This is a genomic window from Nocardioides sp. (assembly GCF_030150155.1).
Lineage (GTDB): Bacteria > Actinomycetota > Actinomycetes > Propionibacteriales > Nocardioidaceae > Nocardioides.
The window spans coordinates 23,760-42,526 of record NZ_JASLGR010000026.1 but is presented as its reverse complement, the minus strand read 5'-3'; the positions used below and the strand labels follow the sequence as shown (position 1 = coordinate 42,526).

General features: G+C 69.7%; 17 protein-coding genes. 2 read left to right on the top strand and 15 right to left on the bottom strand.

Annotated features, from left to right (window positions below; all coding sequences use genetic code 11):
• Nucleotides 1-21: 21 nt before the first annotated feature.
• The 3 genes from Q1V88_RS06775 to cls all read right to left on the bottom strand — a co-directional run bounded on the left by Q1V88_RS06775 (nt 22) and on the right by cls (nt 3,087).
• Nucleotides 22-882, bottom strand: coding sequence for a hypothetical protein (locus tag Q1V88_RS06775; RefSeq protein WP_300679651.1), 861 nt, complete (start codon nt 880-882; stop codon nt 22-24).
• Nucleotides 883-917: 35 nt separating this feature from the next.
• Nucleotides 918-1,298, bottom strand: a complete 381-nt coding sequence (locus Q1V88_RS06770; protein ID WP_300679648.1) for a hypothetical protein — start codon at nt 1,296-1,298, stop codon at nt 918-920.
• 310 nt (nt 1,299-1,608) lie between these two features.
• The gene (cls, locus tag Q1V88_RS06765; protein ID WP_300679645.1) at nt 1,609-3,087 is read right to left on the bottom strand and encodes a cardiolipin synthase; all 1,479 of its coding nucleotides are present in this window, start codon (nt 3,085-3,087) and stop codon (nt 1,609-1,611) included.
• Between the two features lie 160 nt (nt 3,088-3,247).
• On the opposite strand from cls, the gene Q1V88_RS06760 reads away from it, so the two are divergent.
• Together Q1V88_RS06760 and ygiD are read left to right on the top strand one after the other, a co-directional pair.
• The gene (locus Q1V88_RS06760) at nt 3,248-4,516 is read left to right on the top strand and encodes a M20 family metallopeptidase (protein WP_300679642.1); all 1,269 of its coding nucleotides are present in this window, start codon (nt 3,248-3,250) and stop codon (nt 4,514-4,516) included.
• Nucleotides 4,516-5,370: a 4,5-DOPA dioxygenase extradiol gene (gene ygiD, locus Q1V88_RS06755; RefSeq protein WP_300679640.1), complete on the top strand. Its 855-nt coding sequence runs from the start codon at nt 4,516-4,518 to the stop codon at nt 5,368-5,370. Before Q1V88_RS06760 ends, ygiD begins: the two co-directional genes overlap by 1 nt.
• Nucleotides 5,371-5,376: 6 nt before the next feature.
• Here the strand turns inward: ygiD and Q1V88_RS06750 are convergent, their stop codons facing one another.
• From Q1V88_RS06750 to Q1V88_RS06695, 12 genes are all read right to left on the bottom strand, one after another.
• Complete coding sequence (locus Q1V88_RS06750) at nt 5,377-6,204, bottom strand: alpha/beta hydrolase (protein WP_300679637.1); 828 nt, start codon at nt 6,202-6,204, stop codon at nt 5,377-5,379.
• Complete coding sequence (locus Q1V88_RS06745; protein ID WP_300679634.1) at nt 6,201-6,776, bottom strand: carboxymuconolactone decarboxylase family protein; 576 nt, start codon at nt 6,774-6,776, stop codon at nt 6,201-6,203. Before Q1V88_RS06745 ends, Q1V88_RS06750 begins: the two co-directional genes overlap by 4 nt.
• Nucleotides 6,769-7,590, bottom strand: coding sequence for a fumarylacetoacetate hydrolase family protein (locus Q1V88_RS06740; protein ID WP_300679631.1), 822 nt, complete (start codon nt 7,588-7,590; stop codon nt 6,769-6,771). Before Q1V88_RS06740 ends, Q1V88_RS06745 begins: the two co-directional genes overlap by 8 nt.
• Entirely contained in the window at nt 7,587-8,114 is a 528-nt protein-coding gene (locus tag Q1V88_RS06735) for a VOC family protein (RefSeq protein WP_300679627.1), read from the bottom strand. Before Q1V88_RS06735 ends, Q1V88_RS06740 begins: the two co-directional genes overlap by 4 nt.
• A 9-nt stretch (nt 8,115-8,123) precedes the next feature.
• Nucleotides 8,124-9,338 (bottom strand): acyl-CoA dehydrogenase family protein, encoded by a 1,215-nt coding sequence (locus tag Q1V88_RS06730; protein WP_300679625.1) that lies wholly within the window; start codon nt 9,336-9,338, stop codon nt 8,124-8,126.
• 2 nt (nt 9,339-9,340) lie between these two features.
• Nucleotides 9,341-10,228 carry a VOC family protein gene (locus tag Q1V88_RS06725; protein WP_300679622.1) on the bottom strand — a complete coding sequence of 296 codons (888 nt, stop codon included), beginning with the start codon at nt 10,226-10,228 and terminating at the stop codon, nt 9,341-9,343.
• Between the two features lie 160 nt (nt 10,229-10,388).
• The gene (locus Q1V88_RS06720; protein WP_300679619.1) at nt 10,389-11,921 is read right to left on the bottom strand and encodes a GMC family oxidoreductase N-terminal domain-containing protein; all 1,533 of its coding nucleotides are present in this window, start codon (nt 11,919-11,921) and stop codon (nt 10,389-10,391) included.
• The gene (locus tag Q1V88_RS06715) at nt 11,921-13,378 is read right to left on the bottom strand and encodes an aldehyde dehydrogenase family protein (protein ID WP_300679617.1); all 1,458 of its coding nucleotides are present in this window, start codon (nt 13,376-13,378) and stop codon (nt 11,921-11,923) included. Before Q1V88_RS06715 ends, Q1V88_RS06720 begins: the two co-directional genes overlap by 1 nt.
• A 103-nt stretch (nt 13,379-13,481) precedes the next feature.
• Complete coding sequence (locus tag Q1V88_RS06710) at nt 13,482-14,702, bottom strand: flavin reductase family protein (protein ID WP_300679614.1); 1,221 nt, start codon at nt 14,700-14,702, stop codon at nt 13,482-13,484.
• Between the two features lie 29 nt (nt 14,703-14,731).
• Nucleotides 14,732-15,811: an ABC transporter permease gene (locus tag Q1V88_RS06705; RefSeq protein WP_300679612.1), complete on the bottom strand. Its 1,080-nt coding sequence runs from the start codon at nt 15,809-15,811 to the stop codon at nt 14,732-14,734.
• A 2-nt stretch (nt 15,812-15,813) separates the two neighbouring features.
• Entirely contained in the window at nt 15,814-17,355 is a 1,542-nt protein-coding gene (locus tag Q1V88_RS06700) for a sugar ABC transporter ATP-binding protein (RefSeq protein WP_300679609.1), read from the bottom strand.
• The gene (locus Q1V88_RS06695) at nt 17,352-18,536 is read right to left on the bottom strand and encodes a substrate-binding domain-containing protein (protein ID WP_300679606.1); all 1,185 of its coding nucleotides are present in this window, start codon (nt 18,534-18,536) and stop codon (nt 17,352-17,354) included. The genes Q1V88_RS06700 and Q1V88_RS06695 overlap by 4 nt, the downstream gene beginning before the upstream one ends.
• Between the last annotated feature and the right edge of the window lie 231 nt (nt 18,537-18,767).

Genomic DNA, 18,767 nt, shown 5'->3' with positions numbered 1-18,767 from the left:
GACGTGTCGTACGCCCTCGCATCATTGTCCTCGCAATGCAGCCGCAGCGCGTGCCATGATCTCCCGCTTGCCAGCCACGACCTGGATGACTTCGGCCTCTCGCGAGTCCAACTCACGCTGCTCATAGGCGTATTCGAGTGCGTACATCACACCGAGATAATTCACCTGTTGCGCACAGCCAAGATCAGCCACGGCGACCAGCTTCTGCACGTCGAGACCTCGGTTGGCCACCGAGTTTCCCGCGTCCCACCGGTGAGCGAACGTATAGCCGCGGTCCTTCATGCATGCCGACCACTCACTCTGGACCTTCACCGCCCGGGAGTCCGCCAAGGCGCGTCTGTAGGCATCGGACTGCACCTTCTCGACCAAGTCTCTGGCGGATGCCGCGTCCCCTTGCAACTGCCGCCAGGCGTCGAGCGCACAGCCCCCCTTGGGGACCGACCTACCCGCCGCATCCTTCAGGCTCGAGGGAGCGCCAGCGCGGTCCTTACCAGTGACCACTTCAGCTTCCCGAGCGCTCGGATTCCACCCCGCAGCTTTGTCGTCACCCTGTGCCCCCGCGCGAGAAGGAGACTGGAATCCCCACCGCTCGACGTCGGCGCGCTCCACGGTTCCGAAGCGCCGGTCAAAACCTTCCAGCAGCGGTGTGGAGGCGATTGGCACATCGGTGTACTGGACACCGAATCGACGTACACATGCACGCGTCAACGCGTACTGGGCGCGCCCAAACACCTGATTGTCTTGCACGGAGGGACTGATCGCCGCCACGGGCGGACTGATCTGGGAGATGGCCGTCACAGGCACGGGGCTGATCGGCGGCTCGGAAACCGCTGTCTTCTCAGCGCTCCCGCACGCAGCGACAGCCAGTGCGAGGGCAGCCACGACGGCCGCCCTCGCACTGGCTCGACGTGGAGAACTCAACTGACCTGCCACGACGAGGTGATGTCGTTCCAGGATCCGGCACCCATGTCATCGACAGCGTGACCTCCCTGGAAATTCAGCCAGCCGCTGTTCGACCCGGTGAAGCTGCCGTTGACGAACAACCGGATGGAGCAGCCGGTGATGTCCGTGGCCCACGAAGCTGCGTCGTTCCAGCCGTTTGCCATCACCGTGATGTCGTTGTCGGCGTCAGTGACCCGCTGCGTGCATCCGTTCGGTCCGTATGCGCGATAGCGATAGCCACTTCCGTCGTAGTTTACCGCCAGCGCCGCCCGGATCGTGGTGCCTTGTCCATTAGACGCGTTCGCAGTCGGCGTTCCCGCCATCGCCGGCGACGAGACGGCGACTGTAGCGGCCACTACCCCCGCCGCCGCAAATATCTTTTTGGCATCCTACTCCCCTTAATTTTGAGTCAAGTCGATACGCGCAGGACTATAGCCAGGCGGTTTCGACCGATGCCATAAGGTCTAGACCGCGTATCGTCGCCGCCACTCCATGGAAAAGGTTGAGTGCGGTAACCGGCGAGGCGTCTTGAGGCTCTTGTAGAGCTGAGGCTGCCACCGAAACCGCTCACGCGGTTCCTCCTCAGGAATATCCCGAATCAAACCATAGACAGCGCCTCTAAACTACGGAAACGCATTGAGTCAGCGATGGCAGGGGAATAGGCGCCTATTGCAGGGTGGCGGTCAGCCGCATCAGGTTGTCGATCGCCCGACGCCCCCGGCCCCGCGCCTTCCACTCCTCGAGCGTGAGCTCGCGCGACAGGGAGCGGTAGCCGTCCTGGACGGCCTCGAGGCGACGTACGATCTCGGGCCCGGTCATCATCATCACGACCTCATAGTTGAGGGCGAACGAGCGGATGTCCATGTTCGAGGAGCCGACGATGGCGACCGAGTCGTCGACCGTGAAGTGCTTGGCGTGCAGCACGTAGGGCTCGGGGTAGAGCCAGATCCGCACCCCCGCGTCCAACAAGGTCTCGTAGTACGAGCTCTGCGCGTGGGCGACCATGAACTGGTCGGCCGCCTCGGAGACGAACAGCTCGGTCTCCACCCCACGCTGGGCGGCGGTGGTGACGGCGTACAGCAGGGAGTCGTCGGGGACGAAGTACGGGCTGGTCAGCGAGACCCGCCGTTCCGCGGAGTAGATCATCGCGTTGAACAGCCGCAGGTTGTTCTCGCTGGCGAACCCGGGCCCGCTCGGCACCACCTGGACACCGACGTCGGTCAGGTCGCCCTCGCGCACCGGCGCCACCTCGGTGCGCAGGTCGAAGAGGGTGCGCAGGTCCTCGCCGGTCTCCTTGAACCAGTCGGTCGCGAAGACGACGTCGAGCTCGCGCACCGCCGGGCCCTGGAGGCGTGCCATCAGGTCGACCCACTCCCGGCCGATCCGGTGGTTCTTCGGCTTGTCGTAGCCCGGCTCGATCAGGTTCTGCGAGCCCGAGAAGCCGACCAGCCCGTCAACGACCAGGATCTTGCGGTGGTTGCGCAGGTCGGGACGGCGCATCTCGCCCTTGAGCGGCATGATCGGCAGCATCGGCGCGCTCTGGATGCCGGTGCCCTCCAGGCGCCGCAGCAGCTCCCGGTAGACCGGGATTCCCCGCGAGCCGAGGTGGTCGTAGAGGAAGCGCACGGTGACTCCGCGCTGCACGGCGCGCAGCATCGCCTCGAAGACCGGGCTGGTCAGGTCGTCCCAGGCAGAGATGTAGAACTGCACATGGACGTACTCGCGCGCCTGCTCGATCGCGGCCCGCATCTCCTCCAGGGAGCCGGCGTAGTCCTCGATCAGATGGACGGAGTTCCCGTGGGTCAGGGGCAGGGCGGCCAGCTCACGGTTGAGGTGCACCATCCGGCGTACCAGCGGAGGCAGGTCGTCGGCACGGCTGTCGTCGCCGACCTCGTCCCAGGGCACGGCGGCGAGGATGTCGGCGTTGATCTCCTCCTGCTGCTGGCGCCGCTTGCGCCCCACGCTGGTGCGCCCGAAGGTGAGGAAGATCAGGAAGCCGCCGAGCGGGAAGACGGTGATCAGGAGCACCCAGGCCATCGCGGTCTGGGGCCGACGGCCGCCGGGGAGCACGAAGAGCGCTCCGATGACCAGCGCGACGTCGAGCACGACCAGCAGGGCGCTGATCACGGCAGGTAGGGCGGGCATCGGGTCCTCCTCGCAGACCGCGGCCGAGCGCCCGATCCTGGCGCGAGCCTAATCGGCCGACGCCGTTCTCCGACCGGATGACACCCCCGGCGGAGCTAGGGGCGGAGCTAGGCTGTCGATGACCCCGCTCAGCGACGCGGGACCAGCCTCCGGAGGCGCCGTGACCGTAGTCGAGCAGGTGTTGGAGGGACTGGCCGGCGTGCGGGGCTGGCAGGAGGACCTCTACCGAGACCTCCACCGTCATCCCGAGCTCTCCCATCAGGAACGACGCACCGCCGCGGTGGTCGCCGATCGGCTGCGTCTGAGCGGCTACGAGGTGCACGAGCAGATCGGTGGCACCGGTGTGGTCGGCGTACGTCGCCACGGGGACGGCCCGACGGTACTGCTGCGTGCCGACATGGACGCCCTGCCGGTCCGCGAGGACACCGGGCTCGACTACGCCAGCACGGCCACAGCGACGACGGCCGACGGCGAGGAGGTGCCGGTCGCGCACGCCTGCGGCCACGACCTGCATGTGACCTGCCTGCTCGGGGCCGCTCAGCTCCTGGCCGAGGGCACCGACCACTGGTCGGGCACGGTGGTCGTGGTGTTCCAGCCGGCCGAGGAGGCCGGCGACGGTGCCCGCGGGATGATCGAGGGCGGCCTGGCCGACCTGATCCCGACCCCGGATGTCGCCTTCGCCCAGCACGTCCTGGTCGGTCCGGCCGGGTCGGTCGGCACCCGCAGCGGCCCGGTGCTCTCCGCGGCCGACAGCATGCGGATCACGGTCTTCGGCCGTGGCGGGCACGGATCGATGCCGCAGGCCACGATCGACCCGATCGTGCTGGCCTCGATGATCGTCCTCCGACTCCAGACCATCGTGGCGCGGGAGGTGCCGCCCACGCAGACAGCCGTCCTCACCGTCGGCAGCATCCACGCCGGCACGAAGAGCAACGTGATCCCCGACTCCGCGCAGCTCCAGCTCAACGTCCGCACCTACAGCGAGGCCACCCGCACCCAGGTGCTGGCCGCGATCCGACGGATCGTGGTCGCCGAGTGTGAGGCATCGGGGAGCCCGAAGCCGCCGGAGTTCGAGCTGTTCGACCGCTTCCCCCTGACCGACAACGACACCGAGGTGACCGCCCGGGTCGCCGAGGCGTTCAGTGCCCACTTCGGCGACCACGCCGTCGAGCTCGACCAGCAGACCGCGAGCGAGGACTTCGGCGACCTTCCCACCGCCCTCGGAGTGCCCTCGACCTACTGGGGCATCGGTGGCACCGATCCCGACCAGTACCGTCGCGCGGCCGACGCCGGCCGGATCTCCCAGGACCTCCCGGTCAACCACTCGCCGGCGTTCGCTCCGGTGATCCAGCCCACCTGCGACACCGGCACCTCCGCCCTGGTGGTGGCGGCACTGGCCTGGCTCGCTCCGACGAACAAGGACGCCTGATGAGCACCGACCTGATGCCGATGGCCTTCCTCGGCCACGGCAACCCGATGAACGCACTGGAGCACAACCGGTACACCGAGGCCTGGCGGCGCTTCGGCGAGGCGGTGCCCCGCCCGCGCGCGATCCTGGTGATCTCGGCGCACTGGTACACCAACGCCACCGCCGTCACCGCCATGCCGCGACCGCGGACCATCCACGACTTCTACGGCTTCCCGCAGCCGCTCTTCGACGTCGAGTACCCGGCACCGGGGGCGCCCGACGTCGCCGAGATGGTCGCCGACGTCTGCAAGCCGCGCTGGGTCGGCCAGGACATCGACAGCTGGGGGATCGACCACGGCACCTGGTCGGTGCTGCTCCATGCCTTCCCCGACGCCACGGTGCCGGTGGTGCAGATGTCCCTGAACGCGTTCAAGCCCCTCGACCAGCACCTGGAGCTGGGCCACAAGCTCGCCGCACTGCGGTCCGAGGGCGTGCTGATCATCGGCAGCGGCAACATCGTGCACAACCTGCGCGCCGTCGACTTCCGCCAGCCCGACACCGGCTTCGACTGGGCCCACCGCTTCGACGACGCCGCCCGCGAGCTGCTGCTGACCCGCCCCACCGAGGTCACCACCCTGGACGCCCACCCCGACTTCGACGCCGCGGTGCCGACCCCGGACCACTTCCTGCCACTGCTGTACGTCGCCGGGGCCGCCGGCGAGCAGCCCCTGGATCTGCTGGTCGACGGCTACGCCGCCGGATCGCTCTCCATGACGGCGTACACGCTGGGGCTGGAGTGCGACACCTCCGGGATCGGGGACACCGTGTCGGCGCCGCTGCCGGCCGGGACGCCGGCCGACGACACCAACCTCTAGCCGGGCTCAGACGCCGAGGAAGCCGGTGACCAGCTGCTCGAACCGCTCCCGCCGCTCGAACGGCACCCACAGACCGGTGCTGCCGAACAGATGCACCTCGACGTCAGGGATCCGCTGCAGCAGGAAGAGCGCGTTGTCGTAGCCCTGGATCCGGTTGTCGCGGCCCCAGATCACCAACGTCGGCGCGCCGATCTCGTGCAGCCGTGACCACAGCGGCTCCGGGGTTCCCGACTCGCGGCCGCGGGCCCGCACACTGGCCTGATAGCGCTCCTCGACCAGGGCGTCGGTGATCAGGTCGGCGTCGTGCAGCATCAGCTCCAGGTAGGCGGCCATCTTCTCCCGCGACGGCCCGGTGCCCCCGTAGTAGCTCCGGATCGCCTTCTGTCCCTCACTCGGCGAGGGGGTGAAGAGCGGAAGGCCGCCGGCGGTACTGACCAGGACCAGCCGGTCCACCCGCTCCGGGTGCGCCAGCGCCATCGCCATCGCGACAGCACCACCGGTGGCGAGACCGACCACGTGGGCGCGCTCCTCGCCGAGCTGCACGATCAGGTCGGCGAAGACGTCGGCGTACGCCCCGTAGCGCCCACCGCCGGTGTCGATCGGATCAGAGTCGCCGTACCCGGGCAGGTCGACGATCACGGTCCGGAACCGCTCAGCGAAGGTCGCCAGGTTCTGGCCGAAGTTGCCCCACCCGTAGGCACCCGGGGCCCCGCCGTGGATGAGCAGCAGCAGCGGAGCGGGCCCCGCCGGCCCCGCCTCGTGCAGGTGTACGGCGACACCGCCCGCCACCACGGTGCGCGAGGTGGCCTCGGGGCTCAGATCGGTCCCGGTCATCGTGATCCTCCTGGGGTGACACCGAAGAGCGCGAGCTGAGTCGCGACGGTGGAGTAGTAGCCGACCAGGGTGCTGACCTCGAAGAGGCCCGCCTCCCCCAGCGCGGTCCGGAGCCGGTCGTAGGCGGCGTCGTCGGGCAGATCAGCAGACAGCAGGCGGCGGACCAGCTCCAGGGCCGGGGCCGCCTCGGGGTGCTCGGCCGGCACCTCTCCGGCCTCGACAGCGTCGAGCGCCGTCCCCGAGATGCCGAGCCGGGTCGCCACCCGGCGGTGTGCGGCGCGCTCGTAGGCCGAGTCGTGGTGGGCGGCGACGGCGAGGATCGCCAGCTCGCGGACCACCGGGTCGAGGTCGGAGGCGTAGCGCAGGGCCGCGCCCAGCCGTTGCAGGGGCGCTCCGACGGCCGGGCTCAGCAGCATCGCGTTGAACGGACCGGTCAGGCGGCCCTCGGCATCGACCGGACCTGCAGGTCGGCCGGCGTCGGCCCGTGGTCCCGAGCAGAGCTCGTCGTACAGCTCCTGCTGCGCCCCGCTCAGGTCGGCGGGGCGCAGCAGGGCCAGGCGTGGCTCACTCAACGATCAGGTTCCTGATCTCGCCGACGCGCTCGACCCGGGTGACCACGGTCTGCCCCGGGCGCAAGAAGACCTTCGGGTCGCGGGCGTTGCCGACGCCGGAGGGGGTGCCGGTCAGGATCACGTCGCCGGGCATGAGGCGGGTGAACGTGGAGATGTCGGCGATGACGGTCGCGACGTCGAAGATGAACTGGGCGGTGTTGCCCTGCTGCATCACCTCGCCGTCGACCTCACAGATCACCTCCAGGCCGCTGGCGCCCGGCGGCAGCTCGTCGTCGGTGACCAGGTGCGGACCGAGCGGGGTGAGGTCGTCCCACGCCTTGCCGGCATGCCACTGCTTGGTGCGGTTCTGCCAGTCACGGACGCTGAAGTCGTTGCTCACGGTGTAGCCGGCGACGTGGTCGAGGGCGTCGGCCACGGCGATCGCCCGGCCGGCCTTCCCGATCACGACGGCCAGCTCGACCTCCCAGTCGAGCTGGTCGCTGACCGCCGGCATCGCGATGTCGGCGTTCGGTGCGGCCAGGGACGCGGTGTGCTTGGCGAACAGGACCGGCACCTCAGGCAGCTCGTGGCCGCCCTCGCGGACGTGGGCGGCGTAGTTGCGTCCCAGGCAGATGATCTTCGGCGGGGCGGGGACCACGGGCCGCAGCTCGACCTGGTCGGCCCCGACCCGTCGACCGACACCCGTGGCCAGCCGACGCCAGTCATCGTGCGCCAGGAGCTCACCCAGGTCGCAGGAGTCGAGCAGGACGTAGTCGTCGCCCTCGACGCGCGCAGCGTGCGGGGCTCCGTCGACCAGGACGGAGGCGAGCCTCATCGGAGGTCCTCCGTCCCGTGCTGGGCTCCCCCGACCGAGCCGCTGTAGGCAGGACCGCCGGCTGCCAGCAGTCGCTCCGCCTCGGCGATGACCTGCTCCACCGGCTGGTCCAGGTTGAGGTCCTTGCGGAACGGCTGCCGGACGTCGACCGGAACCCGGTGGTAGACCTCGACCCGGTTGCCCTCGGGGTCCCAGAAGTAGATCCCGTAGGCGTTGCCGTGCGTGACCTCCTGCTGGACCGTGACCCCGGCTGCCTGGAAGGCGTGGTGGAACTCCAGCAGCGACTCCACCGAGTCGACCCTGAAGGAGACCTGCTGGATCAGCTTCGTCTCCGTCGTGGTCCGGCGGCCGCGGGCGAGCACCAGCTCGTGGTGCTCGACCTCGGGCCGGGCCGAGAGGAAGACCATGCCGAGGTCGAGGTCCTCGTCGGTGACGGTGAGCCCCATCAGGTCGGTGTAGAACGTCCGCATCAGGTCGAGGTCGTCGACCCAGAGGCCGACGTGGCCGAGTTCGGCGATTGCCATCGTGACTCCTCAGAACTTCACTGTCGGGATGCCCGGGAAGCCGAAGTGCAGCAGTCCCCAGGACTGCCAGACCGGCTCGGCCAGGTTGTGGATGTGGTGCAGCGCCGCCTGGCTGTCGCGCCAGCGTCGCTCCAGGCCGAACTCGGCGTACATGCCGACGCCGCCGGAGATCCGGAAGACGTCGTCGGCGGCCTTGGCGGCACGCTGTGAGGCGGCGGCCTGGTTGCGCCGGATCTCGGCGCGCACCGAGAGCGGCACCAGCTCGCCGCGCAGGCAGTAGGCGTAGGCGCGGTCCATGTCGTGCAGGATCTGGACCACCGCCGAGTCGACCTCGGCCGTGGCCCGCCCGAGTGCGGCGAGCTGGAACGGGTCCTGAGAGGCCTTGCCGTGCCGGGCCTGGCGCTCCCGGTTGATCTCCAGCACGGTGTCGACGACGCCCTTGGCGATCCCGACCGTGGCGGCGGTGACGGCTCCGGCGAACATCACGTTGCGAGGCAGGTAGTAGATCGGCGCATCGCCACGGCCCGCACCGACAGCAGCCGAGCCCTCGGTGATCTCCTCGGTCGGGATGACGCGGTACGACGGCACGAAGGCGTCCTTGACGACGAGATCCTTCGACCCGGTGCCGCGCAGGCCGAAGACCTCCCAGGATCCCCCGACGATCTCGTAGTCCGAGCGGGGCAGGGCGAAGTGGTAGCCCGACCGGTCCCGGACCTCGCCGTCGGCGTCGGCGATCCAGCCGCCGATGGTCACCCACTGGCACAGGTCCGTGCCCGAGGAGTAGCCCCAGCGCCCGGTGAACAGGTAGCCGCCCTCGGTCGGGACGGCGACACCGCCCGGTGCGTACGGCGACGCGATCCAGGTCTCGGCACCGAGCTCGGTGCCCTCACCCCAGATCTCCTCCTGGAGTCGGCGATCGGCGAGGGCCACCTCGTGCGGGTGCACGCCGACCACGCCGGCGATCCAGCCGGCCGCCGAGGAGATCGAGGCCAGCTCGACGCATCCCTCGAGGAACTCGGTGGGGTGACCCTCCAGGCCTCCGAAGTCGGCCGGGTGCAGGAACTTCACCACCCCGGTCGATCGCAGCGCGTCCTCGGTGAGCGCCGTGGCCCGACCGATCTCGTCGCAGGCGGGGGCGTCCTTGCGCAGGACGTCGGCCACCGCGGCGATCCGGTCCAGGAGACCGGTGTGGCGAGGTGCGCCGGTCTGCATCTGCTCGCTCACTGTCACAGCCCTTCCCGGTCGTGGCCCCAGTAGTGGGCCGAGCCGTACTGGGTGGGCACCCAGGTCGCGTCGTCGATGACGATGCCGCCGGTGCCGTACTCGATCTGGGTGCCCGACGGGGTCTCGACGTAGAACGAGATCATCTTGTCGTTGGTGTGCTTGCCCAGCGTCGCCTTCTCGACGGCGCCGTAGGTCCTGCCGTACTCGTACATCGCGTCGATCGCCCGACCGACGCCGTCGATGTCGGTGGTCTCCATCATGATGTGGCCCACGCCCTGGGCACGGTTGCGGTCGTCGTTGCCGGTAGGCACGAAGGCGAAGGAGTGGTGCCGCGGGTTGCAGTGGTAGAAGGTCGCCGGGCCGATGAAGTCGCTGAGCGTGAAGCCGAGCGCGTCGCGGTACAGCTCGTGATACCGGTCCACGTCGCTGACCAGCTGGAAGACGTGGCCCAGGCCGAGCTCGCGGTTCGCGACGAACTGGGTGCCGACGGCCGACACGAACGGGGTCAGCGCCTGCTCGGCGGCGTAGAACAGCTCGACGGTGATTCCGTCGGGATCGGTGAACGAGGCCACGTCGACCACGTTGCGCGCCCGGGCGTGCTCCGAGCCGACGCCGTGGCGGGTGACCTCGTAGCCGAGCTTCTCGACCTGGGCGATCACCTCGGTGAGCTCGTCGGCGCCCAGCACGCTCCAGCCGATGGTGTGGACGCCTGCCGGAGCACCGAGCTCCACCTGGACCCGGTAGCCGTACTCGTCCATGCGGAAGCGCACCGACGTGTCGGTGTGCTCGACCAGCTCCAGGCCGAGGACCTCGGTGCCGAAGACGCGCCATTGGTCCAGGTCCGTGCAGCCGAGGATCGTGTAGCCGAGGCTCCGAACGGTCGCGGTCATCATGTTCTCCCAGGGGTGTGATGGATGTCTCATCCGTAGGCTTCAATGAAGAAGCCGGCCACGCACGCACCGTGTGCCACGGTGCGGCATGGCCGGCCCATTCGCCGAGATCCGGCTTCACCACCGCCGAGATCCGGGTTACTCACCGCCGACTTCCGGGTTACCCCCGGTCAGCCAGGATCAGGTCACTGGCGCGTTCGGCCATCGCCATCACCGTCAGGTGCAGGTTGGCGCTGACCACCTTCGGCATGATCGAGGCGTCGACCACCCGGAGGTTGTCGACGCCCAGCACCCGACAGCGTGGATCGACCACCGCCGCAGGGTCGTCGGCCGACCCCATCCGGGCCGTTGAGCAGGCGTGCACCACATCCTTGACCTGGGCGAAGATCTCCTCCCGCGTCCGCGGACCGCGCGGCTCACCCACCATCAGCTCACGGAATGCCGGACGGGCCATCAGGTCCAGCGCCCGGTCGATCCCCTCCTTGATCCGCAGGTAGTCGGTCTCCTCGCCGAGCAGCCGGTGGTCGATCACCGGGTCCACCCCGGGCTCGGCCGAGGGCAGGGTGAGCCGACCCCGCGCCCAGGACTCGTTGAGCTGGATGCCGAGCCCCGAGTCGGAGTTGCCGAACCAGTAGTTGTGGTTGGTGCCGACGATGGCCACGTCATTGGCCGTCGTACCGGGAAGGCCCGACGAGAAGCGGATCGCGACGTTCGTCGGACGCAGGTCCTCGGCGATGAACCGATCCTCGGTCGGAGTGAAGTCGACGAACGCGATGGCATGGTCCTGAAGCCCCTCGCCGACCGGAAGGTCCTCGACGACCTCCAGCCCCAGCCGGGTCAGCTCGGCGCCCGGGCCGATCCCGCTTCGCAGCAGGATCGCAGGGGTGTGCACGGCCCCGCCGGAGAGGATCACCTCACCGCCGGGAGCCACCTCGATCACCGTGCCGTCCGCCAGCCGTACGCCGATGGCGCGGCCGCTGCTGGTCGCCACCGAGACCACCTCGGCCCGCCCGCGGACCTCCAGGTTGGGCCGTGACCGCACCGGATCCAGGTACCCGTGGTTGGCCGAGACGCGCAGCCCCTCGGGACTGGTGTTGCTCGGGTAGCGGGAGATGCCGGTGCTGCCAGGCTCGTTGTAGTCGTCGTGCTCGACATAGCCGGCGTCGTGGCCGGTCTCGTAGAGCGCATGGTCGACGTCGCCCCAGCCCGACTCGGGCTCGCGGTTGATCGGGATCGGGCCGTCGCCGCCGTGCCAGGGCTTGTCGGCGTAGTCGAGGTCGTGCTCGAGCCGGTTCAGGTACGGCAGGAACTCCTCCCAGGACCATCCGACGGCACCGAAGTCCTTCGCCCAGGCGTCCAGGTCGGCGGCCTCGGGGCGGACGGCGACCATGCCGTTGACCATCGAGCTGCCACCGGTGCCCTTGCCGCGGATGTAGGGCAGCGCCTCACCCTCCGGCGTGCGGCGGGCCAGCACTCCGGTCCAGTAGTAGTCGGGCAGTCGCATCGCTCCCGGCGTCATCGCCAGGCCGGTCTCCAACACACGACCTCGGAAGAACTCGGGGGTCTGCGCGCCGGTGACATCGGGCCCCGCCTCCAGTAGCAGGACCCGGCAGCCCGGGTCGGCGCTGAGTCGGTTGGCCAGCACACAGCCTGCAGCCCCGGCGCCGACGATGATGTAGTCGTAGTCGCTCATCAGGCCACCTCCTCCGTCGCGGCGGCCGTTCCGCCCGGGACGGTGATCGTGCGCAGCTCGGTGAAGGCGAGCAGGCCCGCCAGCCCGCTCTCACGTCCGATGCCGCTCTGGCGCATGCCGCCGAACGGGATGCCGGGGTCGACGCCCGCGTGCTTGTTGACCCAGACCGATCCACCGACGAGCCGGCGACCGACCTCGGCACCGCGAGCCGGGTCGGAGGTCCACACCGATGCGCTCAGGCCGTACGGCGTGCCGTTGGCCCGCTCGACGACCTCGTCGATCTCGTCGAAGACCAGCACCGGCAGGGCCGGGCCGAACTGCTCCTCGGCGACCAGGCGATCGGCGTCGGTGAGACCGGTGACGATGGTCGGGGCGTAGAAGTAGCCCGGACGCTCGAGCCGGTGTCCGCCGGCACGGATCTGGCCGCCGGCAGCGCGAGCGTCCTCGACCAGCTCCTCCACCCGGCGCAGCTGCTGCTCGGTGGTGAGCGGTCCGACGGCGACCCCGGGCTCGGTCGGCGCGCCGACCGGGACGGCGGTGGCGATCGCGGCGAGCCGTTCGACGACCGCGTCGTAGACGGAGCGGTGCACGTAGAGCCGCTTGATCGCCTGGCAGACCTGGCCCGACAGGATGAACGCCGACTGGAAGAGCCCCTCGGCGATCGTGTCGGGGTCGGCGTCGTCGAGCACGATGGCGGCGTCGTTGCCGCCCAGCTCCAGGGTGAGCCGCTTCAGGCTGGGCGCTGCCGCAGCCATGATCGCCCGCCCGGTCTCCACCGAGCCGGTGAAGGAGACCAGGTCGATCCCGGGGTGGGTGGTCATCGTCCGGCCCAGGGTGTCGCCGCCGGAGAGGATGTTGACCACGCCGGCCGGGAACGCTTCGGCCGCCAGCGTGGCGAGCTGCAACGTGGCCAGCGGGGTGAACGGGCTGGGCTTGAGCACGACCGTGTTGCCGACCCGGATCGCGGCGGCGAGCTTGTGCGCTGCCATCACCAGCGGGGCGTTCCACGGCACGATCGCGGCGACCACCCCGACCGGGACGTGCTCGGCGACGGTCCGATCCCCGCTCAGGTCCGGCAGGTCGTACGCCGGCACCTGGGCGTCGGCGACCCAGCGGACGTGATGGGCGGCCCCGTCGACCTCCCACACCGCGGCGGGGACCGGGTGCCCGGTCTCCTCGGCCAGCAGCCCGGTGAGCTCCTCGGCACGCTCCCCGATCAGGTCGGCGAAGCGATGCAGCGCGGCCCGGCGGGCCTCCTCGTCAGCGGCCCACGAGGGCTGGGCCCGGCGGGCGGCGGCGACAGCGCGGTCGAGATCGGCGAGGTCGCAGTCGGGGGCCGAGGCGATCACCTCGCCGGTGGCGGGCGCGTGCACCTCGAAGGTCTGAGCAGCCGCGACGAGGTCGCCGTCGATCAACGCGCGCGGTGCGACCGGGCGGGTCGCCGTACTGTCTGCCATGAATGGGCTCCTTGCACAGATGAGCTCGTGTGAGCGGGATCACACGTACCTTGCTCATCCCGAGGAGACAGGACCAGCCCGGCGTTCCACGTAGTGGAAAGGGTCAGCTCCAGGCGTCCAGCTGGGCGGCCGAGGCCGCCACCACGCGCTCGGACACGACCCGCGCCGCCTCCTGCAGACGCTCCACCCAGCCGAGCACGTCGGCACCGCTGGCGCCCATCGGGGTCGAGGAGAGCCGCAGCACGATCTGCACGAGCTGCATCGGCCCCTCCACCGGTACGACGATCGAGTGCAGGTCGTACGTGCCTGCCGGATCGATGTCGGGCTCGTAGAGATCGGCGGTGGTGCGGATCAGCGCCTGGAAGCGACGCTCGTCCTCGGGCAGGCGGTCGGGCGAGGAGTAGTTGCGGGTGATGTCGTAGATCTCGGCGTCGCTGAGCGGGCCGTGCAGCGACAGTGAGTAGCCGCGCTCCCGGACTCGCTCCAGCTGCCCGATCAGACGCTCGCGCATCGCATCGTCGGCGGCCGGCACCCGGCTCAGCCAGTCGTTGATCGCCACCGATCCGAGGGAGGTGATGAAGACCGAGCCCACCGGTGGCACGAGCGGCAGGTGGAAGCCCAGCGAGACGTGGCTCTGCTGCTGGGACCGGGTCGCCATCGCGACGCAGACGGAGTCCTGGCCGACGGTGGTCAGCACGCTGCACTCGGCCCCGAACTCCTCGGCCACTGCCTCGATCTGGTCGCGGGCCAGCTCGGCCAGCCGGATCCCCTGCAACAGGTCCGGCTGGGCCGTGGCGACCAGCGACGGCAGCGAGAAGCGGCCGTACCCGCCCTGGAAGAAGAGCAGCGGCTGCGCCTGTCGTACGACGTCGGCGCCCTCGACCCGGCCGAGCACGATGTGATGGTCGCCGGCGTCGGTGACCGCGTGCCAGGCACAGTCGATCCACGCCACCACGCCGTCGAGGATCGGTGCCCCGGTGGGCCCCGGCGTCCACCCGACCTGATCCAGGTCGGCCTCACCGGTGGCGATCCGCCGGCAGAGGTCCTCCTGATCGGCGGCGAGCACGTTGACGCAGAACGAGTCGGCCGTGCGCAGTCTGGCGAAGGTGGCTGAGCTGCGCTGCGGCATGAACGCGATCAGCGGCGGCTCCAGCGACGCCGAGGTGAACGATCCGACCACCATCGCGACCCGGCCGTGCTCGGGTGTCGTGGCGGTGACCACCACGACGCCTGTGGGGTAGTGCCCCAAGGTCTCGCGGAAGTGGCGCGGCTCGATCTGTGGCTCGTCGACGGCGACCGCCTTCGGCGGCACCTGCTGGGTCATCGCATTCCCTCCGAGTGACGGGTGGCGGGTCAGGCCTTGGCGGAGCGGTCCCGGATCACCTTGGCGAGCGCCACAGCGACCACCAGGCCCATACCGTAGAACACATTCTGGATCCATCCGGAGTAGCCCAGGAGCTGGAGTCCGAAAATGCCGGTCTGGAGGAAGTAGATCGCCACCAGGGTGCCGATCGCGTTGAACGCTCCGGGCTGGATCACGGCGGTGCCGAGGAAGACCGCGGCCAGTGCGGGCAGCAGGAAGTTCATCGAGGTCGAGCTGTCGAAGCCGCCGACGGTGGCGACCAGGATCAGGCCGGCCAGACCGGCCAGCAGCGCACCGAGGATGTAGGAGGCGAACCGGATCGCGTTGACCCTGATCCCGGCCAGCCGAGCGACCTCGCGGTTGGCACCGACGAAGACGACGGCGCGACCGAACGGCGTCCACGCGATCACGTAGGCGATCAGCAGCGCGAGGGCGATGCCGTAGTAGAACGAGATCGGCATCCCGAAGACCTGGTGGATGGAGAGCTTGGCCAGCCCCTCGCTCTGCACCGAGACGACCTGGGTGTGCGACATCGCCTGGGCGACACCGATCAGGAACGTCCCCATGCCGAGGGTGACGACGAACGACGAGACGTTCATGATCACGACGAAGAACGCGTTCACCAGGCCGGCCAGCACGGCCATGCCCAGCGCGATCGCACAGGCCAGCGGAAGCGGCACACCGTGCTGGGTCGCCAGCACGGGGATCGCCGCGGCGGTCAGCCCCATCACCGAGGCGACCGAGAGGTCGATCTCTCCGGCCACCGAGGTGACCAGCACCGACATCGCCAGGAACACCTGCACCTGCTGGGAGCCGAAGATCGAGGAGAAGGCGGCGTGGGTGCCGAACAGCTCCGGGACCCGCACCCAGAAGTACGCCGCCATCAGGGCCCAGACACCGACCAGGGCGTAACGGGAGAGCAGGAAGCCCGCCCAGTGCGGCATCCGTCCGGGACCCGAGGGACGCGGCGTACGGCGGGGCCCGTTGCGGACCAGCTTGTCGGGGGTGCGGTCGTCGCTGACCTGGCTGGTCACCCGGTGCTGGTCGCGGGTCAGGGAGTGCTCGGTCATGGTCAGGCTCCTGTCGTGGAAGGCGAGGCGGTCGCCTCGGCAGTGGCGTAGACGGCGTCCAGGACGTCGTCGGGGTCGGTGGTGCGCAGCTCCAGCGGCGGCCGCCCGGGGTGGATGACGAGGATCCGGTCGCAGATCTCGACCAGGTCGGTCGGTTCGGTGCTGATCAGGATCACGCCGGTGCCCTGGTCCGCCGCGGCGCAGATCGCGCCGAGCAGATCGGCCCGGGCCCCGACGTCGACGGCCTGGGTGGGCTCGTGCAGCACCAGCAGGTCGGGGTCGGTGGCGAGCCACTTGGCGAAGAGCACCTTCTGCTGGTTGCCGCCGCTGAGCTCGCGCACCAGGTCACTGCCGCCGCGGGCCTTGATCCCGAAGCGTTCGATGGACGTCTCGGTCAGCCGGTTCTGCCAGCCGCGAGGCAGGAACCACGGCCTGCCGCGGGTGTTGAGTCCGGGCAGCGCGAGGTTGTCCCTGATGCTGAGGTCGACGGCGAGCCCCTCGTCGATCCGTCGTTCGGGCACCAGTGCCACGCCGGCACGCATCCCTCGTTCGACCGAGGTCCGTTCGAGGTCGATCCGTCCCCGGCGGGTGACGACCGTGCCCGCGCTGCGCCGACTTCCACCGAGGAAGTACGGCAGCTGCTCGAACCCGGTGCCCGGCAGCCCGGTGACGCCGACGATCTCCCCGGCGCGGACGCGGAGGTCGAGCGGGTCGTGCCCGCCGATCCGCAGGTCGGTGATCTCGGCGGCGAGCCCGGCGGACTCGAGCTCGGCCGGCTCCCGCGTGACAGCGTCGACGGTCGTGCCGAGCATCATCCGGGCGAGGTCGGCCTCGGTCAGGGTGGCGGTCTCGACGGCCGAGCCTGCCACCGCTCCGTCCCGCAGCACGGTGACCCGGTCGGTGAGGCTGAGCACCTCCTCCAGGCTGTGACTCACCATCAGCACCGAGGTGCCCGAGGCCGCAATCCGCCGGATCAGTGCGTGCACGTGGGCGAGCTCGCTGCGCGGCAGCGAGCGGGTCGACTCGTCCAGGAGCAGCAGGCCCTCGCCGGGCGTGATCCCCCGCAGTGCCCGGGCGATCGCCACCCCGGCGCGATGGGCCGCTGGGAGGGAGTCGACCGTGGCGTGCGGGTCGACGTCGACCTGGAGGCGCTCGAGCGTCTCTCGTGCCGCGATCGCCTGCTTGCGCCAGTTGATCTTGCCGGTCAGGCGGGAGTGGATGAAGTTCCCCATCCCGATGTTCTCGCTGACGCTGAGGTGTCCGATCAGGCCCATGTCCTGATGGACGACGGCCACACCGGCCGCCTGTGCTGCCCGCCACTGGACGGGAAGCGCGAGCGGCTTCCCGTCCACGGCGAGCGTCATGCCGCGGTCCGGGGCGTGGTACCCGGTGAGGATCTTGACCAGGGTGGACTTCCCCGAGCCGTTCTGGCCCACGAGGGCGTGGATCTCACCGGGCTGCACCACGAGGTGAGCGTCGTTGAGCACCGTGGTGGCGCCGTACGTCTTGCTCGTGTGGCGTGCCTCGAGCCGCGGCGTGGTCACTTCGCGCCCCAGGCCGTGTAGAAGTCCTGGATGAAGGTGTCGGAGCCGAACCAGTGCGAGGTGAAGTACTCGGTGTCGTTGATCGTGATCGAGTCGATGTTGTTCTTGGTGATGTCGCGGGTGACGTTCTGCAGCGGCGTCACGGTGTCACCGGCGGCGAGCTGCATCAGGGCGTTGACCGCGGCGTAGCCGTCATAGATCACCGGCGCGGCGAAGTCGTGGGCCTGCTGGCCGGACTTGATCCGCTGGAGGCCGGACAGGTCCGAGCCGGTCGAGATCAGCTTCACCTTGGAGGCGAACCCGGCGCTCTGGATGCCCTGAAGGGCGTTGGAGGCGATCGTGTCGACCGGCAGCACGACGATGTTGGTCTTCGGGTTCTGCACCAGCAGCGCGCTCAGGTTGGAGGCGATCTGGTCGGCGTTGGCGGTGCTGTAGCGGTCGAGGACGACCGTGCACTTCGGGCACAGCTCCTTCATCCGGGCCTGGCCCTCGGTGGCGGCGGCGACGGTGTCGGCCGAGTCGGTCTGTCCCATCCAGATGACGTGGGCGTTGTCGCCCTCCTCGGCGATCGCGGCCTCCGCGGAGTGCTGCGCGAGGGTCTTCAGGTTCTCGCCGAAGGAGAAGAAGCCGATGTTCTCGTGGTAGCTCTTGCCCTCCTCGGGCGAGTCACCGGCGATGATCACCTTGGTGCCGGACTTGGCCAGAGCGTCGAAGGCGTTGGCGTCCATCGGGTACGAGACGAAGAACGAGATGACGGCGAAGTCCTTCTGCGCCTGGGCCTGCTGGAGACAGGTCGCGACCGTGGTCGGGCTGACCTTGCCGTCGCAGACGTCGACAGTGGCGCCGAGGTGCTCCAGTGCCTGCTTGGCACCGAGCCCGAAGCCGTGCAGCACCGGGATGGTGTCGCCGAGCGGGATCACCATGATCTTCTTGCCGCTCAGGTCGGTGGTCTTCGACAGCTTCGTCGCTGCGGGCCACGACGCCACCGGCTGCTCGAGCTTCGCGATGGCGGCCTTGGCGTCGCTGACCGACGCCGAGGAGGCGCTGGCACCGGCGGTGGCCTCACCCCCGGTGGCGGAGGTGTCGCTGCTGCCGCACGCCGAGAGCGCGAGAGCTGCAAGGGAGATACTGGCGATCCCGAGAATCCGAGCGCGGAGACCGCGCTGTCGCGACAGTGACATGAGTTTGTCCTTCGTTCGTTGACCGTGCTGGACGGCCGACACCGGATGTGGTGCGCGTCACAGTAGGAACGCCGCTCGGGGACAGCCAGCGCCTCGTTTCGCGGGATGGCACAGGCTCCGCACCAGGTCGCCGACCCCGCTGCCGTACGCCGGCCGGCGGGCCGTTCCCCTGCCCGGCAGCACCACGACGAACGCCCTGGCCGCGCCAACGCAGGCGCGGCCAGGGCGGGG

What these genes read in the sequence shown, in the direction of transcription:
- cls (WP_300679645.1), bottom strand. Translation starts at nt 3,087, where the DNA reads ATGCCCGCCCTACCTGCCGTGATCAGCGCCCTGCTGGTCGTGCTCGAC.
- ygiD (WP_300679640.1), top strand. Translation starts at nt 4,516, where the DNA reads ATGAGCACCGACCTGATGCCGATGGCCTTCCTCGGCCACGGCAACCCG.
- Q1V88_RS06750 (WP_300679637.1), bottom strand. Translation starts at nt 6,204, where the DNA reads ATGACCGGGACCGATCTGAGCCCCGAGGCCACCTCGCGCACCGTGGTG.
- Q1V88_RS06740 (WP_300679631.1), bottom strand. Translation starts at nt 7,590, where the DNA reads ATGAGGCTCGCCTCCGTCCTGGTCGACGGAGCCCCGCACGCTGCGCGC.
- Q1V88_RS06735 (WP_300679627.1), bottom strand. Translation starts at nt 8,114, where the DNA reads ATGGCAATCGCCGAACTCGGCCACGTCGGCCTCTGGGTCGACGACCTC.
- Q1V88_RS06725 (WP_300679622.1), bottom strand. Translation starts at nt 10,228, where the DNA reads ATGACCGCGACCGTTCGGAGCCTCGGCTACACGATCCTCGGCTGCACG.
- Q1V88_RS06720 (WP_300679619.1), bottom strand. Translation starts at nt 11,921, where the DNA reads ATGAGCGACTACGACTACATCATCGTCGGCGCCGGGGCTGCAGGCTGT.
- Q1V88_RS06715 (WP_300679617.1), bottom strand. Translation starts at nt 13,378, where the DNA reads ATGGCAGACAGTACGGCGACCCGCCCGGTCGCACCGCGCGCGTTGATC.
- Q1V88_RS06710 (WP_300679614.1), bottom strand. Translation starts at nt 14,702, where the DNA reads ATGACCCAGCAGGTGCCGCCGAAGGCGGTCGCCGTCGACGAGCCACAG.
- Q1V88_RS06705 (WP_300679612.1), bottom strand. Translation starts at nt 15,811, where the DNA reads ATGACCGAGCACTCCCTGACCCGCGACCAGCACCGGGTGACCAGCCAG.
- Q1V88_RS06695 (WP_300679606.1), bottom strand. Translation starts at nt 18,536, where the DNA reads ATGTCACTGTCGCGACAGCGCGGTCTCCGCGCTCGGATTCTCGGGATC.